We start from the raw sequence: 23,775 nt of genomic DNA, 5'->3' as shown, positions 1-23,775 counted from the left end.
ATTTTAACTCACAGACAGTTGATTAAGCAGTCCATTGTCTGTTAATACATACAGATTCCTTCCAGCCACAGTTGGCGAAATACTAACTCCCGCAGATAATTGAGAGCGCGCCATTAACTCGCCTGTTTGCGAATCCAGGAAGTGAAGGTAGCCTGTTTTATCACCAACAACAATATCTTCACCTACAATAACTGGCTCCGTTAGCCCTCTGGCTTTTAGTGCAGTTTGTTTCCAATTAACATGCCCTGTAGACCTGTCCAGGGACCAGACCACATCATGGCTGTCAGTCAAATATAAGGTATTGGCACTTAAGACCATATTTTTAAATACAGATCCTGGCTTTCTCCAGATAAACTGGCCATCAGTCAAAGATAAAGCACCAATATACCCTTGATAGCTACCTAAATAGGCTACTTTATCTTTTATAATAGGATCAGAATCGATGTCAATTAATCGCTCAACATCGCTAGCTCCTGTAGCATAAGCAATGCTTCTTTGCCATACAAGACGACCAGTATCCAGTTCCAAAGCATCCAGTTTGCCATCTGAGAAACCTATCAACACCAAATTATCCATAATTATTGGAGATGAGCTTGCTTTTAAGACAAGGCTTGGCGAACCATGTTCTGCAGACCATAATTGCTTACCATTAATAGCATCAAAAGCAAATACTTTACCATCAATAGTTTTTGCTACAATTTTTTGATGAGATAAGGCAACCGGAGATAAAATTTCCCCTGATACTTTTGTCTGCCACACTTCTTTCCCATCAGCCTGATTTAACAAAGCTAAAGTAGACGCATTTGTGCTGACAACTACAAAACCATCAGCAACAGTTGGACCACTCAGGATCCCATGATTCAACTGAGTAGACCATTTGACCTGCCCGTCTTTTTTATTTACCGCTTGCACTATCCCGCTAGTATCAGCAGTATAAACAAGATCCCCACGAATGACGGGTTTGAGCTTCAGATACTCACTGTACTTACGTGCTTTTCCTACTGGGGCAGTCCAGTTTTGGGACACTTTAATCTTGGGTTGAATTTCCTCTAGCTCTTTAGGTTTGGGAGTATTATCCTTACCCAGCATATAATCATCAACTTGAGAACATCCCTGCATTATTCCACAGAGTAACAACATTAATATTCTAATTTTCATAAACCTTTAATCCTATGTTCAAAAGCATTAAGCCGATTGGACTTTTTTCTCATTACCATTCATGGATTGATTTTTAATTGCCAATTCATTCGTTTTCATTTCCAAAAACAAATTACCCATTCCATTTGTTTTAACCTCATCTATTGCCAAGCGATAAGCATGCATGGCTTCTTGATATTGTCCTGTTGCACCGTAAATATCACCTTTTAATTCATTAATAACCGGTAAATAGGTTTCATCAACAATGGAACTGAGTTCATTTAATGCGTTTGTGTATGATTTTTCCGCAGCCATTAAACGTGCAATTCGAATTTTGGCGATCTGCTTTAAGGCATTCATTTCACTGCCAGCAGCTACCTTTTGTAATTCGCTTCGCGCTTTATCCAGTTTATTTTTACTGACGTAAATTTTTGCCAGGGTCATATGTGCAACATCTGCATAGACCGTATTGTCGTAATCTTTTATTAACTCGTTTGCGAAAGAGCGAACGGATTTAATATTCTGATTTGAGAAGGCAACCATCATATTCTCATAAGTTATAGATGCTTGCTGTTTTAATTTATCCTGATGCCAATGCATGTATCTATACCCAGCTACACAAAGAAGAATGACGGACAAAAATACAGTGACCAAATTACCGTATCGTTTCCACCATTTTTTAATTACTTCTAACTGTTCATCTTCAGTCATATACACTGACATTTTGTTCTCCCGCACTCATCCAAGATAGTTATTCAAGTATTCAATAATAGCATTTTGACTAATTGTTATTTGCTCTGTTTCAACACGCAGATCTTTGAGACCAACTCGGTTATTTGCTATTTCATCATCGCCTAAAATCAATGCCAGACGAGCGCCGCTCTTGTCTGCTTTTTTAAACTGGCTTTTAAACGAACCACTTGTTGTGTTCGTAATTATTTCAACATTTGAATAAACATCTCTAATTGCTTCCGCTATCGCAAGACCTTTTACAGATGCCTCATGATTCGTTGTAATGATATATAAAGATTGTTTTGGATCATGCCGATCCAACAGATTCAATGTTTCCATTAGCAATACGATTCGCTCAATACCGAGTGCAAATCCAGCAGCTGGCGTTGAAGAACCGCCCAGTTGTTCTACCAGTAAATCGTATCTTCCTCCAGCACAAATTGTAGCTTGGCTGCCCAGTTTATCAGTTACCCATTCAAATACTGTATGCCCATAATAATCAAGGCCTCTCACTAAAAAGGGATTTATGGTAAAGGGTATATCCAGAGTCTGCAAACCCTCACAAAATGAATTGAAGTGATCCTTGCTTTGCTCTCCAAGTACATCGATCAATTTTGGTGCATTTGTGATCACATTACGTAGTTCAGGGTTCTTGCTGTCCAAAATCCGTAATGGATTTCTATCAAGTCTTTTTTTGCTATCCTCATCCAATTGATCAAAGTGATCACGTAAATATGCAACCAGTACATTTTTATAAGCCTGGCGCTCTGCCAATTCACCTAATGTATTGATTTGCAATTCAACTTGTTGAGCAAACCCAAGTTCTTTCCAAATGCGATGAGACAAGGCAATCAGTTCAACCTCAATGAGAGAACAGGACATCCCAAAAGCTTCCACACCAAATTGGGTAAATTGTCTGTAACGCCCTTTTTGAGGACGTTCATGACGAAACATCGGTCCCATGTACCAGAGTTTTTGCTGTTGATTGTGTAATAATCCATTTTCCAGACATGCACGAACGCATCCAGCAGTACCTTCAGGTCTTAAAGTCAGGCTATCACCATTGAGATCATTGAAGGTGTACATTTCCTTTTCAACGATATCCGTAACCTCACCAATGGTTCTTTTAAATAATTGTGTACTTTCGATTATGGGAAAGCGAATTTCCTGATAACCATAGCGAGAAAGACAACGAACAAATACCTGCTCAATGTAACGCCAAATATTGGTTACATCAGGAAGTACATCATTCATACCACGAATTGCTTGTATTTTTTCAGCCACCTTCTTTCTCCAGAGGAGTCATTTGCATGCTGGGGTTCAACAATGACTGCATTTTGGATAAATCAGTTAATTTAAGCTCTGAATTATTATCGTTTAATGACAAATTTGTAGGACTTTGTTTACTGGAAAATACTGGTTGAGCATCTCGATTTTTCTGCCACCAGACGCCTACCGCAACCATCACTCCAACTGCGAATAGAATAGTAACCAATCTGATTATATGTTCCGCTTTATGAGATTCTCTTTTGCTTTGCCATAATGCACGCTCTGGTTTCTTTTCATAGGTATATTGATTATTAAATACTGCTAAAAAAGGCTCAGGTGATACTCCTAATAATTTTGAGTACGCACGCAAATAGCCCTTAACAAAAACTGGCTCGGGTAATAATTGAAAATCACCTGTTTCAATTAACTCAATGATCCGAACTCTTAAATGCAATTTACTGGCAACATACTCTATTGTGTACCCTTTTTGTTGACGAAGAGTTGCAAGTTGCTTTCCTGGGTTGTCAATCTCATTTTGAGTTGTATCATCCATTGTGGCTGTTGTATTCATCATTTGCTCCACTATTATCAGTAGTTGATTCCATTTTCCTGAAATTATTTTCATATTCTGCAGCTACAGCATAATGACCAGTTTTAATGGCTATATCTTTAGCTAAAACTAAAAAATATCGATCGTTTAATACTAAATCGGGATGCTTTTGTAAGAGAGAATAGGCATCTGCCTCATGTCCCATTTTGCCTTCCAATTTTACAAGTTCATATAAAGATACCTTTCTGGAGGGATCCTGATCCAATGCATTCGTAAAATATAATTTTGCTTTATCATTATCAGGAATAGCCAGAGCACATAGCCCTGCATTTTCGTAGGCAGCTGAGGTATTAATGTATTGAACATCCTTAACCGCTTTTATGAAATATTGTTCCGCTTTTTTATAATCACCCTGCCGGCATAAAAATGTTCCATAATTATTTAATTGAGCACCGCCTCCAGAGGATAATGATATGGCTTTTAAATAATATTTTTTAGCTTCATCGAGTTCATTCGTCTGCTCAAAATAATAAGCCATAGCGGCATTTACGTCAGCAGAATTGGGTTCTTGTTCCATAGCCATAAGCAATTTTTTTTTAGCACGAGGTCTGTCCCCCTGCTTCAAGTAGCCTAGACCGAGTTGTGTATTATAGCTGGCAGCTTTGCTCAGGTCAGTTTTTTTAGTTTCTGGCACAGCTGGTTCGTCCGAAGGTTTACACGCCTGGAGAAATACGAACATACTGATTAATAAGCACCGTAATACTATCTGCACAACAACCACTTAACGTTAGAAATGATGTGGCATTATAACCACTTACTGGAAAATTAAAAATGTTTTGTCATCTCATTTCAAATTAATTAATTCGCCGAATGTTTAATCTCATCTGTTTTGGTGCTCTTGGGAATAAAATGCAGTTTTTGCCATCGTTGAGATCGACTGGTTCTGTCTTTTACTTCACCAGCAAGCTGGCCACAGGCTGCATCAATATCATCGCCACGTGTTTTACGAGTAATCGTATTAATACCGTTTTTAATTAACCGGTCTCTGAATGCATCTATAGTGGCCTGTGAGGAACGTTGATATTGGGTCATCGGAAATGGATTAAATGGAATCAGATTGACTTTAGCAGGCACATCACGTAGTAATTTGATCAGTTGATTAGCATGTTCGGGCTGATCATTAACATCTTTTAACATCACGTATTCAAAAGTAACTTTTCTTCTTGGTTCGTCTTTAAAATATCGTTTACATAAAGCCATGAGCTGAGCCAAAGGATATTTTTTGTTGATGGGTACCAATTCATTTCGCAGGGCATCGTTGGGAGCGTGCAATGAAACAGCCAACGCAACTGGACTTACTTCTCTTAGTCGTTCTAACTCAGGAAGAACTCCAGAAGTGCTTAGTGTAACTCGTCGTTTAGATAAACCATAGGCAAAATCATCCATCATGATATTCATGGCAGACACAACGTTATCAAAGTTCAGTAAAGGCTCTCCCATACCCATCATGACAACATTAGTAATGCTTTGATCATGAGCTCCTTGTGCCTTTGATAATTCTCTGGCAGCCAACCAAACCTGTCCTATTATTTCAGCAGTGCTCAAATTGCGATTGAATCCCTGTTTGGCTGTTGAGCAAAAAGAGCAATTTAGTGCACATCCCACTTGAGATGAAACACAAAGAGTACCTCTATTAGCCTCAGGAATGTAGACCGTTTCGATACAATTGCCACAATCCAGCTTTAACAACCACTTATGGGTACCATCGCTTGATTTTTGACAAGCAACAATTTCAGGTACTTTAATATAGGAAAGCCGTGAAAGTTTCTCCATCAAGGCTTTCCCTATATTGGTCATTTGAGTGAAGTCAGTCAGGCCGGCCTGATGAATCCATTGAATTAATTGCTGCGCTCTGAATGGTTTTTCACCCCATTGAGTCAGTAACTCTCGTAACTGCTGATAATTATAATCCAATAAATTAACTTTTTGATCGGCCATAGTGACTCCTAAACAACCTTATCTATCACACAGTTCATGAGGTTCAAAGAAAAATGCTATTTCACGAGCAGCATTTTCAGCACTGTCAGAACCATGAACTGCATTTGCATCAATGCTATCAGCAAAATCAGCGCGGATAGTACCTGGTGCAGCTTCTTTAGGATTCGTAGCGCCCATAAGATCACGGTTTGTAATAACAGCGTTTTCACCTTTAAGTGCCTGGATCATCACCGGACCAGAAATCATAAATTCAACAAGAGCATTAAAAAAAGGACGGTCTTTGTGGATTTCATAAAATGCTTCGGCCTGAGAACGGGATAATTGCATCATTTTTGCTGCAACAATCTTTAAGCCAGCATTTTCAAAACGACTGTAGATTTGACCGATTACCGATTTAGCTACAGCGTCTGGTTTAATAATAGACAGTGTTTGTTCTATCGCCATCATGCACTCCAAGAGGTTAGTTTTTAAAGTGCATTATTATACATGAAGATGGGGTGTTCTGGCTAATATAAATTCACTCTGCAATCCAGGATCGTTTTATTTTGGTTAGTTTTCACCAATTGATTTGTCAAAGTATAATGATTCTTTGTTAATCGCATCCTGATCCGGATCAATTTTGTATTCAGGTAATAATTTGATTAACTCAGTAACCCGAAGAATGGTGTCGTAAAATTGAGAACGATAAGATTTTGCCTGCTCTCCCAATATCTTGTTCTCCTGATTGTATTCGCTCATTTGCGAATCAAAATGAGATAATATCTCCAGTATATCCGACATATTGTTTAAAATTTTATTTTTTAAATCATCACTTAATGTTAGCTGGATGCCTTTGGTAAACTCCTCAATAATCAGAAGTTTATTGCCAAGAGAGGCCGCCTTTACATAATCACAGTGAATAATTGCATAATTAATCGCTGTACGTATCGCGCTTTTTTTGACTTCAAATCCGCCAGTTTTTAACGTGTTGTTTATAAGAGATAATACTGATTCGAATTTTTTTCTCCAGTCGTCAGCAATGCGGATCAATTGTGCCTGCGCCGTAGCAATTAATTTGTTTTGTTCCAATTCCAGTTGATGAAACTCTTCTCCCAGAGTTACTAATTTTTGTCGCTCTGCTTCTAACGATTCACGTGTTAATGCACCAGGGGATGTCTCACTTTTACCACTTTCTCCAGATAATAAATAATCAATAAACAATTTCTGAGCATAAACATGATAATCACCTGCTTGTTGGAGTACGATTCCATTCAGAACATTTTTTAATGGAATTTGTAATAACTTGTGGTAGAAACTAAAGGGGCTTTTAATTGCGGTGACTAACTCATTTTGTGGCAAGGAAATGTGGTAGGATCCGAGTAATCGCTCGGCAGTGATTAGACCATAAGTTGAAAACCATTTGCTCAATTGTTCGTCTTGTATTATCTCGTCCATAATTCATCCAATTTAAATTATCTAGCGTCTGTGATATAAGGCTTATTAACTGAAATTATAGTGTATTTCAATGATGTTAAAACGATTAGATGCTGATTTACAAATTTTATGCGAATTTCTCAGAGTTTCGACCCCCGACTCATGGCTACAATATGCATCACAGCATATTCCCTTATTATTAATTGATCATGCTCATTGCGAGCGAAAAGCAGCCGCCACTGCAATTAATTTCATCAGTAAATATCCTGAAAAAGTAGAATTAGTCGCCATTATGTCGCCCCTGGCCAGAGAAGAATTGCTGCACTTTGAAAAAGTAATGCATATTATGAAGCAAAAGGATATTTCTTTTGGTCCGCTCCAGCCTTCAAATTACGCAACAAACCTCCATAAGCTGATCACCAGGCGTGATGGAAATGAACGCTTATGTGATCAGCTTATTATTGGAGCGATTATAGAGGCTCGCTCATGTGAACGGTTCAATGCCATCATTCCTTTTTTAGATGATCCGGATCTTGCAAAATTTTACAAGACTTTGATTAAATCAGAAGCGCGTCATTTTCAGGATTATTTATACCTTGCCAAACTTTATGGGGGTGACATTGATGAACGTCTGGAACGATTTTTAAACATTGAGAATAAATTTATTATGGATAAAGATACCGTCTTTCGGTTTCACAGTGGCACTCCTGAGTACGAGAAAAGCGATTTAACTGAACCTCAGGCTGTTCAGTAGGAATTGTATACGGTAAATAGCGGAAGTTGCCAGAAACGGCTATATATCCTTTCGATAGAGAAGCCAGTTAAGCTGATTTGGGAATCGTCATGCAATGATGATAAAGCACAGTCTAAACAGCCTGTATTAGACAAAGTCTTGATACAGGCACATTTCAGTGGTGTGAAGTGATTCGCTCCAGCTTGCTAAACAAGGATACAGCCCATATGTCAAAACTCTCTAAGGACCACGAGGCCTTAATTCAAGCTCTGTGTGACCTTCCAGGAAACTGCCTAATCCCACATCAGGATCATTTTTTAAATTATCGAACGTCTCTTTATCTAAAACCTTACCATCTTCATTAACGAACGTTGATTTATCACCAGCTACTGGCTTATAGCCCTGCTCCTCAAGCCACATCCGTACTCCCTTAGCGAAAAAATCATCGAGCTTTGAACTGGTTTGGTTGTGATTATCAGAACGGGTAAGCGGTTCGATTTTTAAATGGCCATCTTTTGTAAAGCTGACTGCGTGCTGAAGTGCGGGCAGCTCAACATCCGGATTTTTTCTAAACATTTCAGTAACAAAATCAGAGGCCATTAATAACTTATCAGTAACAAAATTACCGACTGGAGCAGCTACCGTTTCTTTAACGGATTGATGCAGCGCTCTCGCCAAATAACCATTAATGTTCCATAATTTCATCATTGCAGAACGCCAGTCATTGTACGCGTTTACGTCTGCGTTCAATGCTCTTTCTGCTTCTTTCAAGGCTACGTCCCAAAGAGTTGACTCCCGACCAGTTTGAGGATCGGTAGTTTTGCTGCCTTGGTGTAATTTGTCCATTGCTGCAGCACGCGCATCGGCTCTTTTTCTTTCACGCTCTTCTAGTTCCCGAATCAAATTCTTCTGCTCTTCTTCTCTACGTATTCTGGCGAGTTCCTCGCGCATTTTATCTTCTGATTTAGACATTACTGTACTCCTCGTGCAAAAGGGTTTGGGTAAAATAGAATCCTTTTGTATTATCATAACACAATAGTTGTGGCGTGTCATCCCAATCACTAAGAACAAATCGCCGCATTTCAAGCAACTGATTCTGATATTGGGTAAGTCCTGGCTTATGAGTATGACCATGAATTAAAATACGTACTTGATGCTGTTTCATATGCTTCAGAACAGCTTCGGTGACTACATCCATTTCATCCATTGGTTTATATTGTTTCCTGGAACTGATGGTCCGAACTTTAGAAACAATACGCTCACGAAATTTTAAAGAAAGGCTTAAAAATAACAAAGAAAAAAACCGATTACGAGTTAGACGTCGCAACCTTTGATGTCCTACATCATTGGTACAATATCGATCCCCATGGGATAATAATATCCTCTCACCACCCAATTCAATGACAGTTGGCTCGTGTAGAATAGTCCAGCCAGTCAATTTAGCAAATTGTTTACCCAGCAAAAAATCACGATTTCCGCACATATAATCTATGGATATCCCCTGCTGGGTTAACTCGAAGAGCTGGCTCGCAATCCCCTTGCTCCATTCATTCACTGAATCATCTCCAGCCCAAGCATGGAAAAAATCACCAAGAATGTATATTTTTTTTACTGATGTTCGAGCCCAGTCTAGAAAATGATTAAAGCGCTCTTGAATAGCAACGTCTTGTGGATGTAAATGAAGATCTGAAATAAAAACTGCCTCTAGCATAAAGACTCAATAACAATATGTTGATTCGATAAATAGATCTGACACGGTCCGTTAATAGGTTCTATAGCATCACTTAATCGATAAAAACCGGCAATTGAAACTAATTCTGCTTCAAGCGATTGGCAAAATATTCTTGCATCAACATCACCGGAAATACCTGCTAAAGCCCTTCCTCGCAAAGCGCCATACACATGAATATTACCGTCGGATAATAATTCAGCGCCATGACTTACTGAGGAGGCAATAATTAAATCAGCACCTTTGGCAACAACCTGTTGCCCAGAGCGAACGGGTGTAGTCAATAATTTGGTTCTAATCGTTTCAGCGACAGTATGCTCCATTGGTTGTTCAATTAATGGTTTATCCTGTGAAGTTGATGCGTTTAAAACAGCTAATCCATTACATTGAGCAAGAGTTTCTTGCAAGGCATTGCCTCCCTGGATTGCAACAGGAATCATCCCATGATCTCGAGCAATTTGAAGTAATGCATTCAAATCAAATTCCGACTGATTTACTGATGACAGATCAAATACAACCGGTGTCTTTTCAAATAATTTAGGGGCTTTAACAACTGTTTCTGCAAATTGTTGTGAAAAAAAATCAAGATTCGTATTTAAAACTTGTAAAACTGTAAAGGTATAAAGTCTGCCTTTTAATTTAAATGCTTGAGTTTTAGTTATATTTTCACCCATCTCTATGATATCCATAACTGATATTTTTGTTTATACTATCATGTGGGAACCAATAACAGAAGGATATCAAAGTGGATAAACGATGGTTTGAACAATATCAAAATGGCGTGCCACATGAAATTGACCCCAGTCAATATTTATCCCTAGTATCTTTATTTAAAGAATCATGTAGCCTTTATGCCAAGCGTATAGCTTATACAAATCTGGGCAGTAGCATTACTTATTCCCAGTTAGATCATTTAACCAGGGATTTTGCAGCCTATCTGCAACAGCTCGGTTTACAAAAAGGAGCCCGAGTCGCCATCATGATGCCGAACGTGCTTCAATACCCTGTAGCGTTATTTGGTATAATGCGAGCGGGTTTTGTCGTTGTAAATACCAATCCGCTTTATACAACGGATGAAGTAATTCACCAGATGAATGATTCTGGAGCCGAAGCAATTATTGTCCTTGCCAATTTTGCCAACACTATAGAAAAATCCTTACCGTCATTGAAGACAGTAAAGCACGTGATTGTGACTCAGATTGGTGATCTGTTCCCGACTTTTAAGCGTTTAATCGTTAATTTTGTAGTCAAACACATAAAAAAAATGGTTCCTGCTTACACTATCCCTCATGCAGTTGCGTTTAACTATGCCCTGCTCGAAGGCAAGCAATCAACATTACACCATGTTGATTTAAATCATGAAAGTATTGCCTTCCTGCAATATACAGGAGGTACAACAGGTGTTGCAAAAGGGGCGATGCTGACACACGGAAACATGGTCTCCAACGTATTACAAGCATACTCATGGATTGCACCACTAGGAATTTCGGAGGATGACATCATTGTTACAGCCCTCCCTCTGTATCATATATTTTCATTAACAGCGAACTGTCTGACCTTTATGAAAGTTGGTGCTAAAAATATTCTGATTACCAACCCCAGAGACATTAGTCATTTTATTGATGAAATTAAAAATTCCGGTTTTACCGCTTTTACAGGAGTGAACACTTTATATAATGCCCTCCTGAATCACCCCAAATTTAAAGAAATCGATTTTTCAAAACTGAAACTGGCATTGTCTGGCGGAATGGCGCTGCAAAAAAGTGTATCGCTTCGATGGTCTGAAATGACGAAGTCCCGTGTTTTAGAAGCTTATGGCTTAACGGAAACCAGCCCTGCTGCAACAATGAATCCGATGTATCTGGAAGGATACAATGGCAGCATAGGATTGCCATTGCCTTCTACTGATGTTTCAATCCGCGATGATAATGACAACGAAGTACCTATAGGAACAAGTGGCGAATTGTGCATTAAAGGGCCACAGGTTATGTCGGGATATTGGAAACGCCCGGATGAAACAGCGCTGGTTTTCACCAAAGATGGCTTTTTAAAAACAGGTGATATAGCTCGAATGGATGAAGAGGGTTTTATTTATCTGGTTGACAGAAAAAAAGATATGATCGTTGTGTCCGGCTTTAATGTATACCCTAATGAAGTAGAACAAGTTATTGGAATGCATCCTGGAGTATTGGAAGTAGGTGTTGTTGGTGTTATTGATGAGGAATCTGGAGAGCGGGTAAAAGCCTGTATTGTCAAAAAGGATCCGAATTTAACAGCAGAACAAATAATCGCTCACTGCAGAGAGCATCTAACGGCTTATAAAGTACCCAAAATCGTTGAGTTTTTTAATGAACTTCCTAAAACAAACGTAGGCAAAATATTGCGACGTTCATTAAAAGAAGGGGCAACTGGAGCTGATGCATCACAGAGTAAAACACCTAAAGTAACCGCTTAAACCTTAACGGTGTTAATTGAGCTAATCAATCGGGGGCTAGTCAAGCCTCGATTGAGCAAATCGCTTTATCTCCATTCAAAATACTTTGAGTAAAGATGAATAAAGGTACCATCATCCTCCATTTGCAAGATGATCTGATTAATACGATTAATCAGTTCAGCATTTTCTAAATGAGTCATAACAGCATAACCTTCTCCTATAGGAATTTTATTACCTATAAGTTTGTAAATTCCTGGATTAGTAGCAATCCAGTATTTAGCAGATTCATAGTCCAATACAAAGGCATCAATTTCTTTATTCTGTAGCCCTACAAACATGTCATTTATCAACGGATACACTACAATAGTATTGTTTCTAAAGTCAGCACGCACCTGATTCCCATAGGGAGTTCCCTTTCTTACCCCAATTTTTTTTCCATAAAGATCATCTGGAGTGTTTATTGAGGCATTATCAGCAGAGGTAATATATTGCGAGTAACTTTCCAAATAAGGAATGCTGAACAAGAACTGTTTTTGTCTTGTTTTTGTGATAATTACGGATGAAATGACAAGGTCAACTTCGTTACTTTTGGTTGCCTCAAAGAGATCATTAAAAGTGTAGGCTTTAAATTTACAAGCAACATTTAATCTTTTGCAAATTTCCATCATCAAATCAATATCATAACCATAATAGGTTGACTCTTGACTGGCCCATGTCTCAAAAGGTGGATTAAATTTGGAAGAGCCAATAGTTAAGTTTTTGGAATAACAGAACACTGACGAGATGCACAAGATAAATAATACAAATGATTTCATAAGTTCTACCCTGAATAATCTGCATTAATAACACCATAAGCATGGTCTATATTTTTATTTTTGTACAATCCTGAAGAAATGAATTTCGTCATTGATAAACTGATGAATCTATAATCAATTGTTTCATAATACGCCAGCATCCTCCCATGTAAATTCATTTTTTGTAATAAATTCACATGATCTTATTTGTATCCCATAACATGAAACACGTGATATCACGATAATTTCGTGCAGTATGGACTAAGGGCATTGGAATGGTAGCTTGCAACAAAATACCCTACTCTCTAAACATAAAAATATCTGAGGAACCGTGTAATCCTCCCTGATTTTTACCCATTTTTACTAACTGGCGTAGCCTGGGAGCAGGCCCAAAGGGCCGTATCCCAGGGTTTCTTTTAAGTTGAAAATGGATTATTGCCGTAAAATTAGTGAAAGAGATTGGTCTAAGTGAGTTTGGAGAGTCAATGAGTAGTGAACTTAAGCTGGCATAACAATAAAACCTGGGATACGGCCCTTGGGGCCTACTCCCAGGCTACGCCAGCTAATCAATCTATAATCAATTGTTTCATAATACGCACAGCACCCTCCCATGTAAATTCATTTTTTGTAATAAATTCACATGTTCTTATTTGTATCCTATAACGTGAAACAGTGATATCACGATAATTTCGTGCAGTATGGACTAAGGGCATTGGAATAGTAGCTTGCAACAAAATACCCTACTCTCTAAACATAAAAATATCTGAGGAACGGCGTAATCCTCCCTGATTTTTACCCATTTTTACTAACTGGCGTAGCCTGGGAGCAGGCCCAAAGGGCCGTATCCCAGGGTTTCTTTTAAGTTGAAAATGGATTATTGCCATAAAATTAGTGAAAGAGATTGGTCTAAGTGAGTTTGGAGAGTCAATGAGTAGTGAACTTAAGCTGGCATAACAATGAAAACCTGGGATACGGCCCTTGGGGCCTACTCCCAGGCTACGCCAGCTAATCAATCTAGAATCAATTGTTTCATAATACGCACAGCAGCCTCCCATATAAATTCATTTTTTATAATAAATTCACATGTTCTTATTTGTATCCCATAACATGAAACAGTGATATCACGATAATTTCGTGCAGTTGGCGTAGCCTGGGAGCAGGCCCAAAGGGCCGTATCCCAAGGTTTCTTTTAAGTTGAAAATGGATTATTGCCATAAAATTAGTGAAAGAGATTGGCCTAAGTGAGTTTGGAGAGTCAATGAGTAGTGAACTTAAGCTGGCATAACAATGAAAACCTGGGATACGGCCCTTGGGGCCTACTCCCAGGCTACGCCTAACCTGTCTGCAACATTCATGATAGCCTGCACTGATCATATGGATGATGCTCCACCCCTGGAGCACTCCGCTCCCCTTGCAGATTGCTGCCAAAAAACAGCATAAGCTTATTGATATCTAAAATTTGGCTTTGCTGCGATGTACCTGACGGTCTGGGTTGACTATCAGTAACAGCTTTTTCATCCTGGCGCTGACTCTCGGCAAACTGTTCCCTCAAACCAGCCGCATAGTGAGGATATTGAGCAATAATGACATTCAAATCATCAGAACTTTTTATCAAACGTCTGAACTCCTCCGGTTGCTTCAACACACATTCAAGCAATAAATCCGCAGACTGGGGAATTTTACTGGCGATACGCACCAGCGAGGAGGCGTATGAAACCATTCTCCTGCAGAAGGCAGGCTGATTTCTGAAGATCGATTCAAACAGAATGCCCGCATACTCTGGTAATTGTTCGATTAGCTTTATCCAATCCCGTTCACAGGTCACGACTCGAGCAAAATCAATCGGATTATTTAAAACCCGCTCTATCAATTCATACGCATGATGAGGTAATGTTTTAATGGCGTAAATCCAGCTATCCAGGGTAGCTGCTATCAGTTTACTGAAATCAGCCGGATCATCTAAAACCCGTTCAAAGCTCTCTCTGCTATAGTCTGGAAATTCACGAACTATCTTGAAAATTTCAAAATAGAATAAACCAGCTAGAAATCCCTCATCACTGTTCCAACACCGGTCAAACAAGGCCTGGGCATGATTTGGGAATTTTTTGACAAATCGAATAAAATTAGAAGCGCTACTAGAAACAAGTTTTATGAACTGTGCATTATTGCGCCACACTCGCTCGAACAGTTTCTCGGCGTGCTCCGGGAAGTAATGGGTTGTCAGAAGAAAATTGTCGAGATTGTTCAATATCAATCGCTCGCAGTCTTTTGGGCTGTCCCAGACCCGCTCGAAGATCTCCTGTGCGCGCAGCGGAAAGCGTTGGGCCGCAGTACCCCAGTGATGGGTGTTGTTTGTAATCAGCACTTGATAATATTCCTGTCTGTTCCATATCCGCTCAAACAATTCATCAGCGTAATGCGGAAATTTATCGACTGTTTGCCAGAAGACATGACAGTTCCAGGCTATCACGCGGCCGAAGATTTCTTCATCATTCAAAACACGTTCAATCAGCATGTCCGCATACATTGGAAATATTTCAGCCGTGTGAATCAATAAATTGCTGGGGCTGTAACCATAATCATTTCCGCTGATAATCAAATGCGAAAAATAAATGGGATTGTTCCAAAACGCCCAGAACAGACTGTCCGAATGCTCTGGAATCATTATAGATAAACTCTTCCAGCTCCCGGCGTTTTCCATAACCAGCCGTTCGAATTGATATGGGTTTGTCTGAACACGTTGATACAAGGCAAGCCTGTAGTCTGGGAAGCGCTCCAGTATCTTAATAAAATCTGTAGAACTGGATACCAGTTCTGTGAACTCCTTCTCATTGCTCTTTAAAACCTGCTCCATTATCCCCTTCACCAGTGGAAGAGGTTGTGCCGCTGCCTTGAGCAAGTCCTCCGTGTTGCGTACCAGCCGATTGAATTCGTTTCGATTATTCAATACCCTGTCTATGAGTCGCTCTGAAAAATCAGGGAACTCGGTAATTGCTCTAAACCACGCCTCAATATTGCGTATCAGCCGATGAAAATCCTCATCGTTATTCAAAAGCCGCTCAAGTAACCTGCTCCTATGCTCTGGGAATTTTTTCACGGCAGTCAGCAAGGTATCATTGTTATTCAGGATGCGAGTGAAAAGGGCCTGATTACTCCAGACCAGTTCGAACAGTTGCTCCCTTTTCTCAGGAGCAACAGTGGTCATACGCATCCAGCCATATATGTTTTTCAACACCAATTGATTGAAATCATCCTGATTACTCCATAACCGCTCAATCAGCTTGTCCTTATGCATTGGGAAAGCATTGACTGTATCTGACCATGTTTTTAAATTATACGTGACCAGCCGTTTGAACTCAGTCGGATTATTCCAGACCGGTTCAAACAATTTCTTCTGGTGCTGTGGAAAAGCTTTGGCTGTGTTGAGCCAGTTAAAATTACTTTCAAACACGAGACGCCGTGTGAGATCCGGAACACTCCAGACTTGATTAAACAGACGTTCAGCATGGTCGGGAAAATATGCAGCCATAAGTACCCAATCGTTGTTATAGCAAAACAACAGGCGCTGGGCTTCATCATGCCTGCTCAGAACCCATTCCAGCAGTCGGTCTGCGTGCTCAGGACGCAATCGGGCTAATTGATGTAAGCAAGAAGAATACCTTACCTGGGTCTTAAAATAATCCGGCCTACACAAAACCCAATTCAAAAGACTGTCAGCATATTTGGGGTAATGTTCGATCAGATCATTCAGCTGAAACCCGCGGTCAAAGAGAAGCTTTATGCCATGCGGGGAACTTAATGCCATTTTAATCAATGTTTTCTTGTATTGCGGCAGATGCTGTATTGCAATCCGGAAGGTGTCGGCATCGTGCATCACCATACGGTTGAAATCCTCCGGATTTTCCATAACCCGTTTAACGAGTAATTCAAGCTGTTCAGGTAATTGACGGATGGTATTGAGCCAGGTGTGTTTGTTTTCTAATACCAATCGCCTGAACGATTCCGGCTCATCGAAAACACCGCTCACCAAGAAATCAGTCTGTTCGGGGAATTGCCGAATGGTGCTAAGCCAGGTGTGATTGCTCTGCTGTACCAGACGCCTGAAATCATCCGGGTTGTTGAAAATACACTCCGGCATTAACTCCACCTGCCGAGGCAATTGCCGAACAGTGTTGAGCCAGGCTCTGTTGTCACAGGTTATCAACCGCCTTACATCATCAGGCCTGCTTAAAATGAAACAAATCAGTGTGGCGGCAAAATGGGGCAATGATTTGATAGCCTCAATTAACTGGTAATTGTCTGCGATCAGTTGTTTGAACCGTTCAGGGCAATTTAGACCATAATCAAACAACCTGTCCGCTGATTTCGGTAATTGTGTGATGGCTCTGATCCATTGATAGCCTGCACCCTGCAAACGATTCCAGGCATCCTGATTACTCAAAAGCCTGTCAATCAACCTGGCTTCATGAGCAGGAAACGCCCTGGCCATATTGATCAAGGAATCGAGGCTGCCATGCACTGTCCGTTCATAAGCTTCTGGACTGTTCCAGACTCGTTCAAACAGTTGCTCGCGTTGTTCAGAATAGTGTCTGATTGTTTTAAGCAGGGCATTCCCATCTGGCGACATGAGACGATTGAAATCGTCAGGGTTACTCCAGACCTGCTCAAACAGCCATTGTGAATGTTCCGGAAACTGTTGGGCAGCGCTCAGAAAGGTATTTTTGTCGCGCATTACCACACGCTTAAATTCTTCCGGGCTATTGCAAAGAGACGCAAACATCTCATTCGTCAGGTCTGGAACATGGTCTGCTATGCTGCGCAAGGTATGAATGTCCTGAATGACCAATCGTGCGAACTCCCGCTCGCTGTTTAATATATATCGCATCACGCAATGCTTATAATTGCGAGCCTGCCTGACTATCTGGATCAAGATATAATGACTGCTCACCAGACGCCTGAAATTGTCCGGATCATCCAGCAGGCGTTGAACCAGTAGTTCTTCATGCTGTGGAAACTGGTTGACAGTACCAAGCCAGGTATTGGCATCCTGCATCACCAGGTGCCGGAAATCTTCCTCGCTTTTCAGGACATACTCGATCAATCGATTCGATTGCGATGGCAGTTTTCTGGCGGTAGTGACCAATAGATAATGCGTATCCACCAGTCGTCTGAATGTGTCCGGCTGTTGCAACAGATGATCCACCAGATCATCAGCAAATTCTGGCAATTGAATGGCCGTATTGAGCCAGGTTTCATGACTGTGCATCACCAGGCGTTGAAAATCTCTAGGGTTCTGTTCAACCTCTCTGAACAGTGGTTCCGCATGCTCCTTAAAGTACCGAATTGTCTTGAGCCAGGTGCTGTTTCGAGATTTTAACAAGTTATTAAAAACGGGAAGGTTGCCTCGAAGTCCTTTATACAGTTTATCCGCCTGCTCCGGAAACGTCTCGACAGTCCTGAAAAAGGCACAGCTGCTGTTGGCTATCAGTCGGTAAAAATCGTCCGTATTGGTCCAAACTTGTTCAAGCATCTGTGCGGCATATTGCGGAAACAGACCGACGATGTCGAGCCAGATGTGATTATCTCTCAACACCAGCCGCCTGAAATCAGCGTAGTTATCACAAAGTGAGGTGTATATATTTTCTTTGTGAAGCGGAAATGCCTTAACCAGTCGGATCAGATGCTCAGAGGATTTAATCATTCGTGTCAAATTCATATTATCAGCACATAAGCATTCAATAAGATGATTTATACACACTTGTTCAAATACAGCAGACTCGTCAAATGCGTCAGTCTTAATCCTGATTGCACCTGAGAAAACCTGGTTATGATAAATGCTGTCCTCCAGAGCCTGTTTATCAAAAAGCGTCAATAACTGGCGTTTATCGGAGGCAATCAGCCAGGATAGAAACAGCTTACGAAACGATTCATCATGCCATGGGAGTTTGCCTGCCAGCTCTAATTGCAGAGAAAGATCGTGCGACAGAAACAATAAAAACGCTACCCGAACGTCCAGGGCGAGCGTTTCTAAACCGTTTTGAGATAAATGGGCGATTTGGACAAGAAAACGATGTGTCAGGTTACCATTGATCAGGATCCTAATTTCTTCCTGCGGTATATCATTTTTTTGCAGAATGGATTGAATACTGTTTTTAATGGCAGCGTTTAATGCTTTCCGCTCTGATTGAATACGCCTTATCCTCGATAACTCAAGGCGTTCCGTTTGGTCGTCCTGCTGTATCAGCCAGAAGAGCAAATGATAACAGAGTGCCCGGGCATTGCTGGCATCAAAACCGCCTTCATTTTTTATCCACTGCTGGTATTTGGCCGCCTCTTTCGCTTCTTGAAAGACGTTGTTGATCACCTCGGCCAAAACATCAGTGAAAGACGGTTGAGCGCCATTGGTTATGATATCAATGAGGCTTGCCTGTTGTTCATGCGACAAGTCTTCTGATATTTCTTTCTGGAAGACTGGCAATATGCGTCTATGCATGGCAGGAGGCAGTTGCCTTCCCTCGACCAGATTAAATACGACTCTCCAGCCAGAGGAAGACATATTGTGACGCTTATCAGCTATCTTCAGAATCAGACTGAGCATCTGTCTGTCACTGCCGTCATAGCCATTCAACAATTCACTAAACGACAAACTGGATTGATAGGCCTTTTTTAAATAATCTGACACCGGTGTCAGAAAATCACCGCCGTTAGATGACGCACTTAGTATATGGTTCTGGCGATACTGTTCAATACGGTCCAACAGGGTTTGAATGCGTTGCTGATTTTTGGCTCCTGCCGATTCTAATGCCTGGATTCGATTGGCTTCCTGATAATACAAGGTATAAAGGCATTTAGCCTTCTGGCGGATGCTGAGATGAGACAAATCATTCACCTCTGCCAGATGAGTCAACAGGTCAAACACATGCACACCGCATGACCAGTTATCGCTTTGATGTGGAAACGGGAATGCAACAGACTGGAAGCTGTCACGGGTTTCCAGACACAACATCTCCTGCAGTCGCTGCTTTGCTTCCGCGGTTATTGAGGCATCACCATTCGAGTCATAAAGAGCAACCGCATGAGCGGCCTCGCCTAAGGTAATCCATACGGCAATCTGATGATGGCTGGATGACTGAAATGAAAAAGCAACATGAAGGTAACCATCCTCTCGCAATGAGTCTAATGAGAATACAGCCTTTTCGCCTGACATCATCTCGATACCGGGAACATAAACCGATTGTTTCGATTCAAGTGCTGCCTGCAAGGCCAATTGCACCTGGTGTTGGGTGAAGCCACCCTCGGCATTCTGGCAGATTTCCTGCAATTCCAGTTCAAAGCGAAGATCATTGATCACTGCCTGCAATCCTCCCAATTGCCGCATGTGTGCATTCCAGAGTCTTTCTTCATGATGCTGCAAATCAGCAAGGGCATCCATCAGATCAGACCTGGATGCCGCCTCAATAACGAGCCTGACGCCTGCCGGGTCACGCGAGACAAGAATACCTGGTATCCCGTCAAACAAACAAAACAACCTCTCTGCGCTTTCGACTGGCAGTCGTTCCCTGCTATACAACAAACAGTTGCTATGAGGAATGACATCAAGATGCACTTCAAGACGACCGCCCTCTTTGTTGACAATTCTGGTAGTAGATTCCCTATGCTCTGGAATAAACTTTACGATAGGTAAATCAATGCCCTGCAGGGTTTTTACGACTGAAATAACACGTTGTTTATCGATTTGTTGATGCTCGTCTATATAAGCATGAATCAGTTGATCCAGCATCAGTAATTGCTCTTTCCTGTATTCAACATACCAGTGTGGATTAACCGACATCGCAATTTGTTTCAATTTTTCAGGCAGATTATCACGCACGTGATACTCCACACGGTTGCTATCCTCGGCCGCTTGACAGTTATCCGGACTGGCATAATCTGTAAACAAATGCGACCCCTGTTCGGCACAATAGCTCAGAAAAAAATAACTGTATTGAGCACATCCCTGGTTGTGGCTCCGAGTCTGCAACTCATCCGTTGACAGAATAATTCTGGCGTCAGGAAAAAAGGCCCTGAGACAGGCTAGGGCCGGAGGTACCGGGGAATACCTCATACCTAAACCCTGGGGATCAAACATATACACATGGACCTGGTTATTCACCACCCGCATATAGATAGCAATGCAGTGAACGAGTGGCCTGAATAAAATCAATGCCTCGGCGCCCTCATCCTTCAGATGAAGTTTTGGCAACAAAGCAGCCAAATCCTCTGATCCAGCAAGCATAAACGATTGCGTATTATGAATGCGTAAGTCATGCAACACGAGCAACGCAAGTGCCTCATGATTTAATTGATCATTATTATTGAACTGGTTTTCAGATAAATTGAGCAAGTCGATATGATTTGGCATGTTGTTCCTCAATAATTTTTTTGTGAGCTCAGGTGCTAAACCTGCGAACAAAAAATGTCTTTATTTAAAGCTAATGGATTATATATTGATCAAAACAAGGATGGTAACCGTAGAAAATACGGTACTACATAACATCTATTTTGAAGTAGTCTTCTTTAATCGTATTCATAATCCGGATAAATGCATGCGAGGTGCAATCAATTTCGCAGTGACAGAGCTCGGGGTTATATGTTTTAAAACGGCTCTCTCATGCTGGTTTTATGCGATAAGCGTTTAACCTGCATCGTTTATAAGGAATATAATGCCTACCGAACAACTCAAAAAACTTATTATGGACACCTCTCGAGATAACCAGCTTCCAGCGGAAGAACGGGCGAAGGAATTAATGGATGAAGGTGCCAATGCCAACGAATGTTTATTGATCGCAGCCTCCTATCATCGTATCGAATTTATAAGATGGCTGATTGTATACGGAAAAGCTGATGTTAATTTCACAGGTGAATACAATCGAACCCCTTTAATTAAAGCAACATCGGAAGCATGGCATTATCAATATGACCCAGGTTGTATACGGCTGTTGCTCGACCATGGCGCAAACCCGGATTTGTATACTGAGGATGGTCAATCACCCTTGTTAGTAACAGATAATCTTGAACTGATAAAACTGCTGCTGGAATATCGTGCCGATCCTGATCATCAGGATTCCGAGAAGATGACCTGTTTAATGAAGAATGTTGGTAATCCCCTGATTGTCGAATGTCTGTTACAGCACGGGGCAAAACCGGATTTACAGAACAGCGAAGGTCAGACTGCATTGATGCTGGCTATTGAGATTGAACAACTTGACACGATTTCCTTGTTGCTTACTCATAACAGTTCAATCGATATCTGCGATAAGGATAATCAAACTGCGCCTCACTATGCGCTGCGACGTTGTCGGGGAAATATTTTTACCATGCTTTGTAATTACGCTCCAGGCATTGAAGGGCGCTATGAGATGGAAATGCTTCCCTTGCTATATCATGAACGTTTCAATAAACCTCTGCCGAAAGATATTAATGAAATTAAAAACCACAGGTCCCCGCTTATAAAAGCCGTCGAAGCTGATGACTGCCCACTTGTTGAAAAACTTATTCGTGCTGGGGCAGATGTGAATCTGAGAACAAACTGTAGAACAGCTGCCATAGATTATGTCAAAAGTGCGGAAATACTGCGGCTGTTGTTTCAACACAATGCACAGATTACCATCCCTTCCGCATCTTCTTCCTCCGTGAATTACAGAAATCCGATAATTACAATCATTGGCCGGAAAAATCGTTCCTTGTTAGAAGAATACTTGAAAAACGATCAAGCCAAGGCAATTATAAACAAAAGCTCTTATTCCATGCATACCTCTGGATCTACCCCCTTAGCGACGGCTCTTGAGCTGGCCAGTACTTATCCTGATAACCAGGACTACGTAGAGTTTGTTCGCCTGCTCCTTGAGGCAGGAGCAGATCCTCTTCAAAAAACGGATGGACGCTCGATTTTTTTAACCCCCTGCTCTCCAGAGCTGAAGGAGTTGATGACTCAGGCTCTGGAGTCACGTTTGAACAAAACCATCGAGGATCATAATCTGGATAAGTTCAGGATGATGCTTGTAAATACTGATTATTTAGAAAAAAGTTTCATACTGTTGGATACATATAAAGATTCGCTCATACCTTATGACGGGACATCGCAAAATCAACAGGCCTATCAAGTCTGGATGAACTCGCAGATCTTCATTTATCAGGCATTTTATTGTATTCACGAACATGCTGTATCCAAAGGATGGGCATGTAATTTGATCATCTACAATGAATATCAGTCAAAGGCATGCCATTTTTTTAGAAGCCATATTATTCAGAGCCTATCAAATCTAATTCCAGTACCATTGACCGATGAGTGGGTTCTGGCATCAGGGATAATCCTAAAGATGATACAGAACAGACAAATAACTGTAATACCTGAAGCTCGGATTCGTGAACAGAAGCTAAGCGCCGAGCGTGAACAGCTGCTGTTACATATTATAAAAACATTGAACCAGAGTCTTAATGAACTGTCACAACTTAAAATTACGGGATACCAAACGCAGGATGCCTGGAATATCGTTAAAGAATACATTGAACATATTCTCCCCGAACCAGAGCATGACAGCCCGGGCATGTCCATGAGCTGAAGTAAACGCATGTCGGGCACTTAGCTCGACATGTTCTAGCATCCGCCCGATACAGCATCACCTGATCTCGCATCAAACAATCTCAGCTGGCGTAGCCTGGGAGCAGGCCCCAAGGGCCGTATCCCAGGGTTTCCTTTAAGTTGAAAATGGATTATTGCCATAAAATTAGTGAAAGAGATTGGTCTAAGTGAGTTTAGAGAGTAAATGAGTGGTGAACTTAAGCTGGCATAACAATAAAACCTGGGATACGGCCCTTGGGGCCTGCTCCCAGGCTTGTATCTTTAAATTGTAAGCAAGAAAGCTTAATCTCAAGGGCACTTGGGATGGGAGAAGAGATCTTGAATCCAGGCAAGGCATAAAGCCTGTGGCGTAGAATAGGACCTTC

At 41.0% G+C, this 23,775-nt stretch carries 16 protein-coding genes; 3 read left to right on the top strand and 13 right to left on the bottom strand.

Going from position 1 to position 23,775, the window contains the following annotated elements:
* Positions 1–3: 3 nt before the first annotated feature.
* The 8 genes from bamB to ELY21_RS12975 all read right to left on the bottom strand — a co-directional run bounded on the left by bamB (position 4) and on the right by ELY21_RS12975 (position 7,120).
* On the bottom strand, positions 4–1,158 hold the full coding sequence (gene bamB / locus ELY21_RS13010) for an outer membrane protein assembly factor BamB (protein ID WP_127110120.1): 1,155 nt from the start codon (positions 1,156–1,158) through the stop codon (positions 4–6).
* A gap of 27 nt (positions 1,159–1,185) precedes the next feature.
* Positions 1,186–1,860, bottom strand: a complete 675-nt coding sequence (locus ELY21_RS13005) for a tetratricopeptide repeat protein (protein ID WP_127110118.1) — start codon at positions 1,858–1,860, stop codon at positions 1,186–1,188.
* Positions 1,861–1,875: 15 nt separating this feature from the next.
* Positions 1,876–3,153 (bottom strand): histidine--tRNA ligase, encoded by a 1,278-nt coding sequence (hisS, locus tag ELY21_RS13000; protein ID WP_127110116.1) that lies wholly within the window; start codon positions 3,151–3,153, stop codon positions 1,876–1,878.
* Entirely contained in the window at positions 3,146–3,709 is a 564-nt protein-coding gene (locus tag ELY21_RS12995; protein ID WP_127110176.1) for a RodZ family helix-turn-helix domain-containing protein, read from the bottom strand. The genes hisS and ELY21_RS12995 overlap by 8 nt, the downstream gene beginning before the upstream one ends.
* Positions 3,684–4,427, bottom strand: a complete 744-nt coding sequence (gene pilW, locus ELY21_RS12990) for a type IV pilus biogenesis/stability protein PilW (protein ID WP_127110114.1) — start codon at positions 4,425–4,427, stop codon at positions 3,684–3,686. Before pilW ends, ELY21_RS12995 begins: the two co-directional genes overlap by 26 nt.
* 119 nt (positions 4,428–4,546) lie before the next feature.
* Complete coding sequence (gene rlmN / locus ELY21_RS12985; RefSeq protein ID WP_127110112.1) at positions 4,547–5,686, bottom strand: 23S rRNA (adenine(2503)-C(2))-methyltransferase RlmN; 1,140 nt, start codon at positions 5,684–5,686, stop codon at positions 4,547–4,549.
* A gap of 18 nt (positions 5,687–5,704) precedes the next feature.
* Positions 5,705–6,130 (bottom strand): nucleoside-diphosphate kinase, encoded by a 426-nt coding sequence (ndk, locus tag ELY21_RS12980; RefSeq protein ID WP_127110174.1) that lies wholly within the window; start codon positions 6,128–6,130, stop codon positions 5,705–5,707.
* A 105-nt stretch (positions 6,131–6,235) separates the two neighbouring features.
* On the bottom strand, positions 6,236–7,120 hold the full coding sequence (locus ELY21_RS12975; protein WP_127110110.1) for a hypothetical protein: 885 nt from the start codon (positions 7,118–7,120) through the stop codon (positions 6,236–6,238).
* 73 nt (positions 7,121–7,193) lie between these two features.
* Between ELY21_RS12975 and ELY21_RS12970 the strand changes: the two genes are divergently transcribed.
* Positions 7,194–7,853 (top strand): tRNA-(ms[2]io[6]A)-hydroxylase, encoded by a 660-nt coding sequence (locus tag ELY21_RS12970; RefSeq protein WP_127110172.1) that lies wholly within the window; start codon positions 7,194–7,196, stop codon positions 7,851–7,853.
* 219 nt (positions 7,854–8,072) lie between these two features.
* On the opposite strand, the gene ELY21_RS12965 is transcribed toward ELY21_RS12970, so the two are convergent.
* Genes ELY21_RS12965 through minC form a run of 3 tightly spaced genes read right to left on the bottom strand, consistent with a single transcriptional unit; the run spans position 8,073 to position 10,235 of the window.
* A complete protein-coding gene (locus tag ELY21_RS12965; protein WP_028384681.1) occupies positions 8,073–8,804 on the bottom strand; it encodes a hypothetical protein in 732 nt (243 codons plus the stop codon).
* Complete coding sequence (locus ELY21_RS12960) at positions 8,797–9,543, bottom strand: UDP-2,3-diacylglucosamine diphosphatase (RefSeq protein WP_127110108.1); 747 nt, start codon at positions 9,541–9,543, stop codon at positions 8,797–8,799. The genes ELY21_RS12965 and ELY21_RS12960 overlap by 8 nt, the downstream gene beginning before the upstream one ends.
* Positions 9,537–10,235 carry a septum site-determining protein MinC gene (gene minC, locus ELY21_RS12955; RefSeq protein WP_035922114.1) on the bottom strand — a complete coding sequence of 233 codons (699 nt, stop codon included), beginning with the start codon at positions 10,233–10,235 and terminating at the stop codon, positions 9,537–9,539. Before minC ends, ELY21_RS12960 begins: the two co-directional genes overlap by 7 nt.
* Before the next feature lie 71 nt (positions 10,236–10,306).
* Between minC and ELY21_RS12950 the strand changes: the two genes are divergently transcribed.
* Complete coding sequence (locus ELY21_RS12950) at positions 10,307–12,016, top strand: AMP-binding protein (protein ID WP_028384684.1); 1,710 nt, start codon at positions 10,307–10,309, stop codon at positions 12,014–12,016.
* Between the two features lie 65 nt (positions 12,017–12,081).
* Here the strand turns inward: ELY21_RS12950 and ELY21_RS12945 are convergent, their stop codons facing one another.
* A complete protein-coding gene (locus tag ELY21_RS12945; RefSeq protein ID WP_127110106.1) occupies positions 12,082–12,810 on the bottom strand; it encodes a transporter substrate-binding domain-containing protein in 729 nt (242 codons plus the stop codon).
* 1,330 nt (positions 12,811–14,140) lie between these two features.
* Entirely contained in the window at positions 14,141–21,190 is a 7,050-nt protein-coding gene (locus ELY21_RS12940) for a hypothetical protein (RefSeq protein ID WP_127110104.1), read from the bottom strand.
* A gap of 301 nt (positions 21,191–21,491) precedes the next feature.
* Between ELY21_RS12940 and ELY21_RS12935 the strand changes: the two genes are divergently transcribed.
* Positions 21,492–23,390 carry an ankyrin repeat domain-containing protein gene (locus tag ELY21_RS12935; protein WP_127110103.1) on the top strand — a complete coding sequence of 633 codons (1,899 nt, stop codon included), beginning with the start codon at positions 21,492–21,494 and terminating at the stop codon, positions 23,388–23,390.
* The last annotated feature ends 385 nt before the right edge of the window (positions 23,391–23,775 follow it).

The sequence above is a fragment of the Legionella sp. km535 genome, from assembly GCF_003990085.1.
Classification (GTDB): Bacteria; Pseudomonadota; Gammaproteobacteria; order Legionellales; family Legionellaceae; genus Legionella; species Legionella moravica.
This window is presented reverse-complemented; position numbering and strand designations above follow the sequence as displayed.